The organism is Amorphus suaedae (genome assembly GCF_053629675.1).
The window spans coordinates 192,373-206,603 of the sequence record NZ_JBRJIT010000002.1; the positions used below are offsets into that span (position 1 = coordinate 192,373).

Below are 14,231 nucleotides of genomic sequence, written 5' to 3' on the forward strand. Positions count from 1 at the left end.
GCTTCATGAATTTCGAAGGCGAGTTCGAGGGCAAGGCCGTCGTCGTCACCGGTGCCACGGGACTATATGGCCGCCGCATCGCCGAGGCGTTCGCGGAAGAAGGGGCCCGGGTGTGTCTGACCGATCTGGACCAGGCGGACCTCGACCGCGTGGCGGCCGGCATGAACCTGCCGGACGGAAGCTTCGCGCTCGCGGCCGACCTCACCGACACCGCCTCCATGCAGGCGCTCATCGCCGAAGTGGGGACGCGCTTCGGCGCCGCCGACGCGGTCATCAACAACGCCGGGATCTATCCCTCCGGCTTCCTTCTCGACATCGACGTGTCCGACTGGGACCGGATCTTCGACGTCAACCTGCGTGCACCTTTCGTGCTCTCGATCGGCTTCGCGAAGCAGATGATCGAGAAGCGGGTGAAGGGGGCGATCGTCAACGTCTCGTCCGGCGCCTCGCGCAAGATGCGCCGGACCGTGGTGCCCTACTGCACCTCGAAGACCGCGCTCGACCGGCTGACCAAGGGACTGGCGCTGGAGCTGGCGGAGTTCGGGATTCGCGTCAACGCGCTCGAGCCGGGGTTCGCTTCCGGGTCGACCGTCAGCCTGCTTGCCGACGAGCACGTCAGCCGGGCGACGGCGTCGGTCCCGCTCGGTCGGGAATCGACCGAGGAGGATCTCAGGCCGGCGGTTCTCTATCTCTGCTCGAAGGCGGCCGAATACGTGACCGGCGCGACGCTCACCGTCGACGGCGGCAACTCGATCGGCTCGCTCGACGTCTACCAGGACAAGAAGCATCCGCTCTGAAGAGGCTCGCACCATGGCAAACGACAGCTACGCCTGGCCCGAGGGATATCGAAGCGCGGCCTGCTTCACCCTCGATTTCGATGCGCACGGGCCGCATTTCTGGATCCATCGCAAGGGCATGCCGCAGCTGCTCTCGCACCTCGAACAGCGCCGGTTCGGACCGCGCGTCGGGATCTACCGGATCCTGGAACTGCTCGATCGCTTCGGCATCAAGGGCACGTTCTTCGTCCCGGCAAAGGTGGCGGAGGATTTCCCGGAGATCCTTCCGCTCCTGGTCGAGGGCGGTCACGAGATCGGCCTGCACGGCTATTTCCACGAACTGGCGACGGAGCTCTCCGACGCGGGCTTCACCCACGCCATCGAGGCATCGATCGAGCTGTTCCTGGCGCAGACCGGGGTACGACCGACGAGCTTCCGCTCGCCCGCCTGGGAGATGACGCCCCACATGCTGCGCGAGGTGAAGCGGCTCGGCCTCTTCGATTCATCGCTGATGGGCTACGAGCATCCCTACACCATCGGCGGCGTCACCGAGGTTCCGGTGCAGTGGACGCTGGACGATGCCATCTACTTCAAGTTCCTCGGCGGAGGGGGGGACATGGCGCCCCCCGCGGCGCCGGGGCCATTGCTCGACGGCTGGATCGACGAATGGGATGTCCTGCATCGCTACGGCAGCCTGTTCATGCTGACGGTGCACGACTGGATCTCCGGGCGCGCCCAGCGGATTGCCATGCTCGAACGGCTTCTGACCCATACGTCCCGGACGTCCGACGTCTGGTGGGCGACCGTGTCGGAGGTGGCGCGGCATCACGAGGCCACCCAGAAAGACGCGTTCATCGTCGACCCGTCCATCCCGCATGGGGTCGAGGGACACAAGGCGTGGATCGGCTGATGCAGACGTGGACGATTCAGCGCGGCGAGATCGTTTCGCCGCACGGCCTCGTGGCGGCCCAGAACATGGAGGCGGCCGGCGCCGGCGCGGCCGTGCTGGCGGCCGGCGGAAATGCCATGGATGCGGCCGTCGTCACCGTGCTCGTGCTGGCGACCGTGGAGCCGTGGCTCTCCGGCCTGGGGGGCGGCGGCTTCCTGCTGCATGCCGATGGCACGACGGGCGACGTCTCGGCACTCGACTTCAACGTCCGGGCGCCCGGCGCGCTCGATCCGGACGACTATCCGCTTACCGGCGGCCGCGACGGCGACTGGTTCGACTGGCCGGCGGTGGAGGGCGATCGCAACATCGTCGGCTACGGATCGATCTGCGTCCCGGGCACCATCGCAGGCCTTGCCGAGGCGCTTGCGCGCCATGGCACGCTTTCCTGGGCCGACGCCGTCGCGCCGGCGATCGCGTTCGCGGAGCGCGGCATGGTGGTCGACTGGTTCTCCTCGCTCTGCCTGGCGATCGACGCCACCGGCCTGAAGCGCTTTCCGGCCGCCGCGGCGCTCTTCTTCGGCCCGGACGGCGAGCTGCCGGTGGCGAAGGGACCCGACGAGACGTATCTGCCGATGCCCGGTCAGGCCGCGCTGCTCCGCCGCCTCCAGGCAAACGGCGCGCGCGATTTCTACGAGGGCGAGAGCGCGGCCATCCTGGTGCGCGACCTTGCCGAAGGCGGTTCCGTCATCAGTCTGGAGGATCTCGCCGCCTACCGGCCGGCATGGCACGCGGCGCAGCGCGGTCGCTATCGCGGCCATGAGCTCGCCGTGGTGCCCGGCCTCAACGGCGGACCCAGCCTGCTCAGGGCGCTGGACCTGCTCGAGGAGGCCTGGACGCCCGGTGCCGCGCCCGATGCCGACGCCGCGCTCGCCTACGCATCGGCGTTTCGCGCGTCCTACCGTGAGCGGCTGAACCGCAAGGGGCACGCGGGCGAGGGGGGCGACTGCACCACCCACGTCAGCATCGTCGACCGTGCCGGCAACATGGTCTCGCTGACCAACACGATCCTGTCGCGCTTCGGGTCGAAGGTGGTGCTGCCGGAAACCGGCATCCTGATGAACAACGGGATGATGTGGTTCGATCCGCGTCGGAACATGCCGAATTCCATGTCCCCGGGCGCCAAGCCGCTGGCCAACATGTGCCCTGTGATCATGATGCACGAAGGGCGGCCGACGCTCGCCATCGGCGCGGCGGGGGGCCGGATGATCTTTCCCGCCGTCGGCCAGATCCTGTCGCACATTCTCGACTTCGGCATGAGCCTCGACGAAGCGTTTCAGACGCCGCGCCTCGACGCCAGCGGGCCGACCATCAAGGTGAACCGCGCCGCGCCGCCGGACGTGGGGGCCAAGGTGGCGACCCGGTTCCCGGTCGAACTGGTGTCCGACACGCTCTACCCGGTCAATTTCGCCATCCCGTCGGCGGTCAGCCGCGACTGGGCGGCCGGCCTGAACGCCGGGATGGCGCATCAGACCAACCCGTGGGCGGGCGTTGCCGTCGGGGAGCCGGACGATGGCTGAACCGGGCGAGCGACCGATCCTCTCCATCCGCGATCTCGTGACCGAGATCGGTGGCCTGCCCGTCGTCGACGGCGTGTCGCTCGATGTCATGCCGGGCGAGGTGGTGGCCCTCGTCGGGGAATCCGGATCCGGCAAGAGCCTGTCGGCGTTGTCGGTGATGCGGCTGCTGCCCGCCGCCGCTAGCGTCGTCGCCGGCGAGGTTCTGCTCGATGGCGACAACCTGCTTGCGAAGTCGGAGCGCGACATGCGGGGCATTCGGGGCAAGCGCCTGTCGATGATCTTCCAGGAGCCGATCGCCTCGCTCAATCCCCTGCTTCCCGTCGGGGTCCAGGTCGCCGAAAGCCTGGTGGTGCACGGCGAGGCGGCCGGCGCAGACGCCTCCCGCCGCGCGGTCGAGATGCTCGAGCATGTCGGCATTCCGCAGCCGGAACGCCGGGCGTGGCAACTGCCGGCCGAACTGTCTGGCGGCATGTGTCAGCGGGTGATGATCGCATCGGCGCTCATCTCCGACCCGCGGCTGCTGATTGCCGACGAGCCGACGACCGCCCTCGACGTCACCATCCAGGCCCAGATCCTGCGGCTGATGAAGCAGCTTCGCGAGGAGCGCGGCACCGCCATCCTGATCATCACGCACGACATGGGCGTCGTCGCCGACATCGCCGACCGGGTCTGCGTCATGTACGGCGGTCGCGTGGTGGAGACCGCCTCGGTGTTCGATCTGTTCGAACGGCCGAGCCACCCCTATACGCGGCTTCTCCTGTCGACCATTCCGCGGATGACCGCCGAGCCCAAGCACGAGCTGAAGGTCATCGAGGGAGCCGTCCCCGATCTCGCCAGTTGGCCGACCGGCTGCCGGTTCCGCACCCGCTGCCCGCTGGCCGATGAGGACTGCGCCGAGCGGCCACCGCTGATGCCGGTCTCCGACGGGCACATGTCCGCCTGCTGGCACATGGACCGGCTGGAGCGCATTTCATGAGCGCCCCCCTTCTCAAGATCGAGGACCTGCGCGTCCATTTCCCCGTCCGCGGCGGTTGGCTCGGAAGCGAGACGGGACGGGTAAAGGCTGTCGACGGGTTCGAGATCGAGGTCGGCAGGGGCGAGACGGTGGCCCTGGTCGGCGAGAGCGGTTGCGGCAAGTCGACGGCCGGAAACGCCATCCTCGGTCTGGTGAAGGCGACGGGCGGTCGCATCCTGTTCGAGGGGCAGGATCTGCTGTCGCTGGCCCCGGCCGAGCAGGCGCGTATGCGGCGCGACATGCAGGTGATCTTCCAGGATCCGGTTTCCGCCCTCAATCCCAAGCGCACGATCGAGCAGTCGGTCGGCGAGCCGCTGGTCATTGCCGGGACTCCGCGCAATGTTCGGCGTGCGAAGGTGGCCGAACTCCTGGAAATCGTCGGGCTGAACCCGTCCCAGGCCAAGCGCTATCCCAACGAGCTGTCGGGTGGCCAGCGTCAGCGCGTGGTGATCGCCCGGGCGCTCGCCACCTCACCGAAGCTGATCATCTGCGACGAGCCCGTGTCCGCCCTCGACGTGTCGATCCGCTCGCAGATCCTCAATCTTCTCATGCGTCTTCAGGAGGAGTTCGGCTTCTCCTACCTGTTCATCTCCCACGACCTGTCGGTCGTGCGTCACATCGCCGACCGCGTGGCCGTCATGTATCTGGGCACGATCGCCGAGGATGGAAATGCGGAGACGGTCTTCAGGGCTCCGGTGCACCCGTACACCGAGGCGCTCTTGAGCGCGATCCCGCTGCCGGATCCGAAGGCCCAGAGGGCGCGACAGTCGATCATCTTGCAGGGCGACCTGCCGAGTCCTCTGAATCCGCCGAAGGGCTGTCCGTTCGTGACCCGCTGTCCGATTTCGGAGGATCGCTGCGCGGAGATACGGCCGGTGCTCGCGCCCACCGAACATGGCTCGCGTGCCGCCTGCTACGTGCGCAATCCGTCCGCCATGCCGAAAGAGGTGCCTCCATCGTGACCATCGAAAAGAAGAACCCGGACACGCTCGCGCCGCCGATCGGCCGCTACAAGCACCTCGCTGTTATTCCCGCCAACCACGACATCCTCGCTATAGCGGGACAGGTTGGCGTCGATCTCGACGGTAATCTGCCGGTATCGGTGGAGGAGCAGTTCGAGAACGCGATCCGCAACATCGAGCGCATCCTGCAAAGCGAGGGCCTCGACGTGCGGGCCGTGTTCAAGATCAACATCTGGCTTGCCGAGCAGATCGACATGGACCGCTACGTCGAGATCTGGCGCGGCTTTCACCACGACGATCCGCCGGCGACCATGTTCGCGTATGTCGCCCGGCTCATCCGCCCGGAATATCTTTGCGAAGTCGAGGCATGGGCCGCGCGGCCGGCAACATGACCTGACGGCATCGGACGTCTTGCGCGAGCAATCGCTCGCTTGACCACCCGCCGGTATGGCTGTTCGATGCTGCGGAACGCGAGGCCGCGACAAGCGATCCGTTGGGGAGGAACATGTTGGACAAGCCGCGTGGCCACGTCATAGGCCGCGATTTCGTGCCGGCACGCCCGGGCGAGACCCTTCCCGTCATCGATCCCAGCACCGGCGAGACCTTCGGCGAGATTGCCCGCGGGTCTGCCGCCGACATCGATGCGGCCGTCGCCACGGCGCGCGATGCCCTCGACGGCGCCTGGGGTGCGCTGACCGCGACCGAGCGCGGCCGCCTGATGATCCGGCTCGCCGGGCTGATCCGCGATCATGCCGAGGAGCTCACCGTGCTGGAGGTGCGCGACGTCGGCAAGCCGGTGCGCCAGGCCCGAGCCGACGCGCTCGCCTGCGCGCGCTATTTCGAATTCTACGGCGAAGCGGCCGACAAGATCCACGGCGAGACGATCCCCTATCAGACCGGCTACACGGTCATGACGGTGCGCGAGCCGCACGGGGTCACCGGCCACATCGTGCCGTGGAACTACCCCATGCAGATCATCGGCCGCTCGGTCGCCGGCGCGCTCGCCATGGGCAACGCCTGTGTCGTCAAGCCGGCCGAGGACGCTTCGCTGACGGCCCTGAAGGTGGCTGAACTGGCGGTCGAGGCCGGCTTCCCGTCGGGGGCGATCAACGTCGTCACCGGGACAGGCGCGGAGGCGGGCGCGGCGCTATCGGCCCATCCGGGCATCGACCACATCTCCTTCACCGGCTCCAACACGGTCGGCAAGCTGGTCCAGGCGGCCGGCGCGCAGAACACCATCCCGGTGACGCTGGAGCTTGGCGGCAAGTCGCCCCAGCTCGTCTTCGCCGATGCCGATCTCGACGCGGCGCTGCCGTTCCTGGTCAATGCCGGCATCCAGAACGCCGGCCAGACCTGTTCGGCCGGCAGCCGCATCGTCGTGGAAGACGCGATCTACGACGAGGTCGTGCGACGGCTTGGCGACGCGTTCGCAAAGCTGAAGGTCGGTCCGGCAGCGGACGATCCCGACGTGGGGCCATTGGTCAACGCGAAGCAGCACGCCATGGTGAAGGGTTTCCTGGAGCGGGCCCGAGCCGACGGCCTCAAGGTCATCGCCGAGGCCGCGCTGCCCGACGACCTGCCGGCGGGCGGCTACTACGTCGCGCCGACGGTGGTGGCCGACGTGCCGGCCGACCACGAGCTCGCCCAGAAGGAGATCTTCGGTCCCGTCCTGTCGGTGATCCGCGCGCGCGACGAGGCGCACGCGCTGGAGATCGCCAACGGCACCGCCTACGGCCTTGTCGCCGGCGTGTGGACCCGCGACGGCGGCCGCGCCATGCGGCTCGCGCGGAAAATCCGCGCCGGCCAGGTGTTCATCAACAACTACGGAGCCGGCGGCGGCATCGAGCTGCCGTTCGGCGGCGTGAAGGCCAGCGGCCACGGCCGCGAGAAGGGCTTCGAGGCGCTCTACGGCTTCTCCGTCACCAAGACGATCGCCTACCGGCACGGCTAGCCATCGCGGAGAATGCGCGAACCGGTTCTCCGGTCGAGATCGCGACAAGACAAAGACCGCAACAGGGAACGACCAGGGATGCGACTTCAGGACAAGGTGGCGATCGTCACGGGCGCGGGGTCGGGCTTCGGAGAGGGCATCGTGACGCGCTTCGCCGAGGAAGGCTGCAAGCTCGTCGTCAACGACGTGAACGCGGACAACGGCGAGAAGGTCGCCGCGGCCCTCAACGCGCGCCACGGCGACGGGACGGCGATTTTCGTGCGCGCCGACGTGACCGATGACGCCGAGGTGGGGGCGATGGTCGAGGCGGCCGTCTCCCGCTTCGGCCGGCTCGACGTGCTGGTCAACAACGCCGGCATTTCCCACCGCAACATGCCGATGCTCGACATCGACGCGGCCATGGTCGACCGGATGTTCGACGTGAACGTGAAGGCGATCTGGATCGCCGCCTGTCACGCCATCCCGCATTTCCGCAAGGCGGGCGGCGGGTCGATCATCAACAACGCCTCCACGGCCGGCCTGCGCCCCCGCCCCGGGCTGTCCATGTACAACGCGTCCAAGGGCGCCGCGATCACGCTGACCAAGTCGATGGCGGTGGAGTTCGCGCCGGAGAATATCCGCGTCAACGCGCTCTGCCCGGTCGCCGGCGAAACCCCACTGCTGGCCACCTTCATGGGCGAGGACACGCCGGAAATGCGCGCGAAGTTCAGGGCGTCGATCCCCATCGGCCGGCTCTCGACGCCGCGCGACATCGCCAATGCCGCGCTTTACCTTGCCTCCGACGACGCGGCGTTCATCACCGGCGTGGCGCTCGAGGTGGACGGAGGACGCTGCATCTGAGGCCGCCGGCCTCGCACCGGACGATCACCGACTGAACGACGAGAAAAGATGCCGCGGACGCAAGAACCGACGGCACACGCCATACGGCAAAGGGAGAGAACCATGACTGCCAGATTGACCACGACCGCCGCCACGCTGGGGCTCGGGCTCATCGCGGCCATTGCCAGCGCGGACGCCCGCGAACTGAAGCTCGGCTATTCGCTCGGGCCGGATTCCCACTACGGCGCCAGCGCCCACGCGATGGCCGCCAAGCTCGCCGAGCTGTCGGGCGGCGAATGGACGATCAAGGAGTTTCCGGCCAACGCGCTCGGCGGCGAGCGGGAGATGGTCGAGGGCGCCCAGATCGGCACCGTCGACCTCGTGGTCACCTCCACGGGGCCGGTCGGCAACTTCGTGCCGGAGACGCTGATCACCGACATCCCGTTCCTTTTCCGCGACTACGATCACGCCCACGCCGTGCTTGATGGGCCAATTGGCCAGGAAATTCTCGACAAGTTCCCGGAGAATGGCCTGATCGCGCTCGCCTGGGGCGAGAACGGCTTCCGCAACCTGACCAACTCCGTGCGCGCCGTGAAGGAGCCGGAGGACGCCAAGGGCCTGAAGATCCGCACCATGGAGAACCAGGTGCACATGACGGCCTTCAAGACGCTCGGCGTGCTGCCGACTCCGATGGCGTTTCCGGAGCTGTTCACCGCCCTTCAGCAGGGCACGGTGGATGGCCAGGAAAACCCCATCGGGGTGATCCTGAACGCCAAGTTCTCCGAGGTTCAGAAGTATCTGAGCCTGACCCAGCACGTCTATTCGCCGGCCCTCATCCTGATGTCCGCGTCGATCTGGGACGGGCTCTCAGACGAGGAGAAGGGCTGGTTCAAGGAGTCTGCCAAGGTCGGCGCGCAGGCGATGCGCGATAAGGCCGAGGCCGACGCGGCAAAGGGCGTCGCGGAACTGAAGGCGCAGGGCATGACCGTGGTCGAGGATGTCGACACCGCCGCCTTCCAGAAGGACCTGGAGCCGGCCTACGTGATCTACGCCGAGCAGTTCGGCAAGGAGAACATCGACCGCATCCGCAACTACAAGGAATAGGATCGGGGTTCCGCTCGGGTGGGGCCGGGCGCATGCGTCCGGCCCTTGCCTTCATGCGCAATCGCTGACCCGCGGGTGCCGATGCTATCTCTGCTTCACCTCGTCGACCGGCTGCTGATGCGCACGGTCATGATCGTCGCGACGGCGCTCCTCGTCCTCGCGTCGAGCGTGTCGCTGTGGCAGGTGATCACCCGCTTCGCGCTGGAGGATCCGTCGACCTGGTCTGAGGTCGCCTCGCGCACGCTGATCATCTGGATGGTCTATCTCGGCATGGCCGTGGCGCTGCGAACCGGATCGCTGATGACCGTCGAGTTCCTGTTCGAGATCAGCCACGGCACCCGGCGCAAGATCCTCATCGCCATCGTCTCCGGGCTTTCGCTCGGCGTGCTGCTGGTGATGGCCTGGACCGGCTGGAACATGGCCCATCGGGTGCGCTTCCAGTCGATCGCCGGCGTCGTCGATCCGTTCACCGGCGGCCGCATTTCCATTTCCTGGCTCTACGCCGCGCTGCCGGTCGGGGCGGTGCTGGCGATCGTCGGGCTCGCCGCCCGTACGGCCGAGCTCTACCGGCAGGCCTCGCGGGGCGTGCGCTGATGGCCGGCGGCATGCTCCTCCTGCTGGTGGCGCTGTTCGCGCTGTCGGTGCCGGTCGCCATCGCGATCACGGCCGCCTCCATCGGCGGGATCGTCCTCTTCGACGACGTGCCGCTGATCGTCGTGGCCCAGAAGCTGATCACCTCGATCGACTCGTTCCCGCTGATGGCCGTGCCGTTCTTCATCTTGGCCGGCAACCTGATGGAGGCCGGCGGCATCTCCGGCCGCCTCGTCGATTTCGCCAAGTCGGTGATCGGCAACATCCAGGGCGGGCTCGCCTGCTCCTGCGTGCTCACCTGCATGATCTTCGCCGCCGTCTCCGGCTCCAGCGTGGCGACCACCTTCGCCATCGGCGCGATCATCATTCCCGCCATGGCCGCCCACGGCTATCCGAAGCCGTTCGCGGCCGCGCTGCAGGCGACCTCGGCGGAACTCGGCGTGGTCATCCCGCCCTCGATCCCGCTGATCCTCTACGGCGTCTCGGCCGACACCTCGATCGGCGATCTGTTCATTGCCGGCATCGGACCCGGGCTTCTCATCGCCGGCGCGCTCACCGTCGGCGTCTACGTCATGTGCAAGCTCAACGGCTGGGGCAGGTCCGACGGCGAAGGGCGGCTCTCCTTCATCCGGGCGTTCGAGCGCGCCTTCCTGGCGCTGCTCATGCCGGTCGTCGTCATCGGCGGCATCTACTCGGGCGTCTTCACGCCCACCGAGGCAAGCGTGGTGGCGGTGTTCTACGCCTTCCTCATCGGCACCGTGTTCTACCGGACGCTCAGTCTCGCCAGCATCCCGTCGGTGCTGCGGCGCTCGGTGATCTCGTCCTCGGTGATCATGTTCACCATCGCCGCCGCCGGCCTGTTCTCGTTCCTGCTGACCCGCGCCGGCGTGCCCGGCATGATCGGCGAATGGGTCGCCACCGCGATCGAGAGCCCCTGGGCCTTCCTGCTGTGCGTCAACGTCGCGCTGTTCGTCGTCGGCATGTTCATCGAAACATCGGCGGCGATCGTGGTGCTTGCGCCCATCCTCGCGCCGGTCGCCATGCGCTTCGGCGTCGACCCGGTGCATTTCGGGCTCATCATGGTGGTGAACCTGGCCATGGGGATGATCACGCCGCCGTTCGGCGTGAACCTGTTCGCGGCCTGCCAGGTCGCCGGCATCGGGCTGGAACGGATCATCCCGCGGCTGCTGCCGTTCATCCTCATCGTGGTGGCCTGCCTGATGGTGGTCACCTACGTCCCGGCCGTCACCATCGGGTTGGTCGCGCTGCTCAAGTAGCCGTCACAGCGCGGCACCGGCCTGCCGGGCTGCCGCTCGCCGGGGATTTCCGCTGGGATCGCATCGGCGCGCGCATTAACCTTCCTTGGGCGCGGCCGATCGATCACCGCCGCGCCAGGCTTCGTGTCCCGTTGCCCATCGCGAGGACGGTTCCGCATGCCGGAAGATCGGAGTTCAAAGCGGCGCTGGTGGATCCTCGTCGCCACCAGCGGCGTCCTCGGCCTGGTGGTTCTCGACGAGACGGTGGTCGGCGTCGCCCTGCCGACCATCCAGCGCGACCTCGCCATGTCCCAGGTGGGATCGCACTGGGTCGTCAACGCCTACCTCTTGAGCTTCACCTGCGCGGTCGCCCTCGGCGGCCGGCTCGGCGACACCTTCGGCCGCGGCCGCTTCTTCCTGTTCGGCATCCTCGCCGTCGGCATCGGCTCGCTGGCAGCCGGCTTCGCGCCGACCGGCTGGGCGCTGCTGGCGGCCCGGGCGATCGAGGGCATCGGCGCGGCGCTCGTCTTCCCCGCGGGCTTCGCGCTGGCGACGAGCCTCTTCGCGCCGGAAGAGCGCGGTCTCGCCTTCGGCCTGCAGACGACCATTGCGGCGGTCTTCATGGCAAGCGGGCCGGTGGTCGGCGGGTTCTTCACGGAAACGATCTCGTGGCGCTGGATCTTCTGGATCAACCTGCCGGCGGTGGCCGTCATCTCCGCCATCGTGTGGCGGGCGTGGTTGCCCCAGCTCGATCACCGGGCACCGCGGTCGGCACAGGGAGCGCGGTTCGATGTCGCCGGTCTGGCGACGCTCGTCTGCGGGCTCACGGCGTTCACGGTGGCGCTCATGCAGGGCAGCGAATGGGGATGGCGCACCCCGGCAACGCTGGTTCCGCTGCTTGGAGGCCTCCTCGTCCTGGCCGCCTTCGTCGCGATCGAACTGCGCAGCGCCGAACCGCTCATCGAGCTCGACCTGCTGCGCATCCCGACGTTCACCGGCGGCGTCCTGATCTTCTTCATGTTCCAGTTCGACAAGATCGTCGTGTTCATCTTCCTGCCGCTCTATCTGCAGCAGGTCCTGGGGTTCTCGCCGATCCATGCGGGTTTGCCCCTGCTGCTCGCGATCCTGCCGACGCTCGTCACCTCCCTCGTGGCCGGCAAGGCGGCCGACAGGGTGGGGCCGCGGCGCCTGATCCTGTTCGGTCTGGCGGTGAACGGCGGGGCCCTCGTGGCGATGAGTGCCGCCGTGGCCGCCGCGAACTTCGTCGCGATCGTCTGCGTCCTGCTCCTGTGGGGATCCGTGCTGCCGTTCCTGGCCGTGGTCTCCCGGCGTGCCCTCATGAGCGCGGTGCCGCCGCACCTGCAGGGCCAGGCGAGCGGCGTGAACCTGACGCTGCAGATGACGGGCGGCACCATGGGCCTTGCCCTCGCGACGACCGTCCTGCTCGCGGCAGGTGCATTCGAGCCTGTGTTCCTGGTCACCGGCGTGCTGGTGCTGGCGATGGTCCCGGTCGCCATCGCGACGATCGGGCGCAACGGGCAGGCCGCCGCGCCGGCACGGGTATGAGCGGGCCGTCCGCTCTGCTCGCGGATCTTGGATCCGGCACCGCGTCCTGTCTAAGAAAGCGGCCTAGCCGACGGTGAACTCGGTCATCATGCCGGAATCCTCGTGCTCGAGATTGTGGCAGTGGGCCATGTACGGACTGTCCTCGGAGGCCTCGCAGGGAAAGCGGACGAAGATCTCCGCGTTGCCCCCCGCCTCGATGGGAAGCGTGTCCTTCCACCCGGCCATGTGAGGCGGCGGCGCCTTTCCGTCCCGGTGCACCACCCGATACTGGCAGCCGTGAATGTGGACGGGATGCAGCATCTTGTCGGTCTCCTCGGAGATCGACCACACGAGATCGGTGTTGATGGGCGCCCGGAAGCCGGGTTCGACCAGCGAGAACGGGCGGCCGTTGATGCCGTTGCTCGTCAGCTGCGCCTTGAGCGGCAGCGCCGGTTCCCCGGTGATCGCGGCCACCACCCGCGCCACGACCGCCGGGTCCGTCTTGCCGGACATGGCCATCTGCATCAGGCCGGTCTCCTGCATGATCTTCTGGCCGACCGTGTCGCGGTACATCTGCATGACGAGCCCCTGGCTCACCGGGGGAAGCACGGCCGGCAGGGACGGGAGGGTCGCCAGACGGTCGGGTAGCCGACCGCCGGTCTCGGCGCCGTCCGGCTGGACCGTCATCAGCGGGAGCGGCTGGTCGAAGGGCGGCAGCCGCATGATCGCCTGATGGGCGACCGGATGGGAGACGAGATCGAACGGCTTCCCATCGCGGGCATCGACCAGGATCTCGTAGCGTTCACCGGGGGCGATGGGGAGGCGGGTCAGGCTGACCGGGGCGTCCAGCAGCCCGCCGTCGCTGGCGACCACGTGGAAGGCCCGGTCGTCAGAGAGGCCCAGCTCGAAGTTGCGCGCGTTGGAGCCGTCGAGGATCCGGAAGCGCAGCCATCCCCGGCCGGTCCGGACGATGGGATCATGGGCGCCGTTCACCAGCATGGTGTCGCCCACATACCCCATCGCCACGGCGATGGCGTTGAAGCGGTGGAAGAAGCGGCCGTCGGCGTCGAAGCGGCGATCTTGCAGAATGACCGGGATGTCGTCGACGCCCCACGTCGACGGCAGGGGCAGGGCGTCGTTCTCGTCGTCGTCGATGATGAAGAGCCCGGCGAGCCCCTTGATGACCTGTTCCGCGGTCACCGGATAGATGTGCGGATGAAACCAGAGGGTCGCCGCCGGCTGGTCGATGGGCAGCTTCACCGTCCATGTCCCACCGGGATCGATGATCCGGTAGGGACCGCCGTCGGCGGTTCCGGGAATGATCAGCCCGTGCCAGTGGACGGTGGTCGCCTCCTCCAGCCGGTTGGTCACGGAGACGGTCGGGGCATCGCCGCGCCGCACGCGAATGGCCGGGCCCAGGAACGGCCCGTTGAAGCCGTAGGTGGGTGTCGGGGTACCGGGGCGAAACCGCATCTGCCCCGCCTGGGGGGCAAGCGCGATCCCGCCGCCGGCATCCGGGCGAAGCAGTTTGGGGATGGGCAGTTCGGGCCGCTCGGCGGCGCTCGGGCGCGGCGCGCCAAGCCCCCAGACCAGCCCGATAGCCCCCGCCCCCGCAAGCACGTCGCGTCGCGTGATCTCCGTCATCGCCGTCCCCTCCCAAGGCCCTTGCCGCGATCGGCTCAGCTTCGGCAAGGGGCGGGCGGATGGCAAGCCTCGCGCGGACCCGCGCGATCACGCTGGCGGGCG

The 14,231-nt window shown here is 68.1% G+C and carries 13 protein-coding genes; 12 read left to right on the plus strand and 1 reads right to left on the minus strand.

Annotated elements, in window-relative coordinates:
* Nucleotides 1-5: 5 nt before the first annotated feature.
* From AB7M35_RS14585 to AB7M35_RS14640, 12 genes are all read left to right on the plus strand, one after another.
* Nucleotides 6-797, plus strand: coding sequence for an SDR family NAD(P)-dependent oxidoreductase (locus AB7M35_RS14585; protein WP_453960999.1), 792 nt, complete (start codon nt 6-8; stop codon nt 795-797).
* A 13-nt stretch (nt 798-810) separates the two neighbouring features.
* Entirely contained in the window at nt 811-1,686 is an 876-nt protein-coding gene (locus AB7M35_RS14590) for a polysaccharide deacetylase family protein (protein WP_453961001.1), read from the plus strand.
* On the plus strand, nt 1,686-3,242 hold the full coding sequence (locus tag AB7M35_RS14595) for a gamma-glutamyltransferase (RefSeq protein ID WP_453961003.1): 1,557 nt from the start codon (nt 1,686-1,688) through the stop codon (nt 3,240-3,242). The genes AB7M35_RS14590 and AB7M35_RS14595 overlap by 1 nt, the downstream gene beginning before the upstream one ends.
* Nucleotides 3,235-4,218 carry an ABC transporter ATP-binding protein gene (locus tag AB7M35_RS14600; RefSeq protein WP_453961005.1) on the plus strand — a complete coding sequence of 328 codons (984 nt, stop codon included), beginning with the start codon at nt 3,235-3,237 and terminating at the stop codon, nt 4,216-4,218. The genes AB7M35_RS14595 and AB7M35_RS14600 overlap by 8 nt, the downstream gene beginning before the upstream one ends.
* On the plus strand, nt 4,215-5,219 hold the full coding sequence (locus AB7M35_RS14605; protein WP_453961007.1) for an ABC transporter ATP-binding protein: 1,005 nt from the start codon (nt 4,215-4,217) through the stop codon (nt 5,217-5,219). Before AB7M35_RS14600 ends, AB7M35_RS14605 begins: the two co-directional genes overlap by 4 nt.
* The gene (locus tag AB7M35_RS14610) at nt 5,216-5,611 is read left to right on the plus strand and encodes a RidA family protein (RefSeq protein ID WP_453961009.1); all 396 of its coding nucleotides are present in this window, start codon (nt 5,216-5,218) and stop codon (nt 5,609-5,611) included. Before AB7M35_RS14605 ends, AB7M35_RS14610 begins: the two co-directional genes overlap by 4 nt.
* A 113-nt stretch (nt 5,612-5,724) precedes the next feature.
* Nucleotides 5,725-7,170 carry an aldehyde dehydrogenase family protein gene (locus AB7M35_RS14615; RefSeq protein ID WP_453961011.1) on the plus strand — a complete coding sequence of 482 codons (1,446 nt, stop codon included), beginning with the start codon at nt 5,725-5,727 and terminating at the stop codon, nt 7,168-7,170.
* 78 nt (nt 7,171-7,248) lie between these two features.
* Complete coding sequence (locus AB7M35_RS14620) at nt 7,249-8,010, plus strand: glucose 1-dehydrogenase (RefSeq protein ID WP_453961012.1); 762 nt, start codon at nt 7,249-7,251, stop codon at nt 8,008-8,010.
* Nucleotides 8,011-8,112: 102 nt separating this feature from the next.
* Nucleotides 8,113-9,093 (plus strand): TRAP transporter substrate-binding protein, encoded by a 981-nt coding sequence (locus AB7M35_RS14625; protein WP_453961014.1) that lies wholly within the window; start codon nt 8,113-8,115, stop codon nt 9,091-9,093.
* A gap of 81 nt (nt 9,094-9,174) precedes the next feature.
* A complete protein-coding gene (locus tag AB7M35_RS14630; RefSeq protein ID WP_453961015.1) occupies nt 9,175-9,687 on the plus strand; it encodes a TRAP transporter small permease in 513 nt (170 codons plus the stop codon).
* Nucleotides 9,687-10,961 carry a TRAP transporter large permease gene (locus AB7M35_RS14635; RefSeq protein ID WP_453961017.1) on the plus strand — a complete coding sequence of 425 codons (1,275 nt, stop codon included), beginning with the start codon at nt 9,687-9,689 and terminating at the stop codon, nt 10,959-10,961. Before AB7M35_RS14630 ends, AB7M35_RS14635 begins: the two co-directional genes overlap by 1 nt.
* Before the next feature lie 156 nt (nt 10,962-11,117).
* Nucleotides 11,118-12,506, plus strand: coding sequence for an MFS transporter (locus AB7M35_RS14640; protein ID WP_453961019.1), 1,389 nt, complete (start codon nt 11,118-11,120; stop codon nt 12,504-12,506).
* Between the two features lie 63 nt (nt 12,507-12,569).
* On the opposite strand, the gene cueO is transcribed toward AB7M35_RS14640, so the two are convergent.
* Nucleotides 12,570-14,129, minus strand: a complete 1,560-nt coding sequence (cueO, locus tag AB7M35_RS14645) for a multicopper oxidase CueO (protein WP_453961021.1) — start codon at nt 14,127-14,129, stop codon at nt 12,570-12,572.
* Between the last annotated feature and the right edge of the window lie 102 nt (nt 14,130-14,231).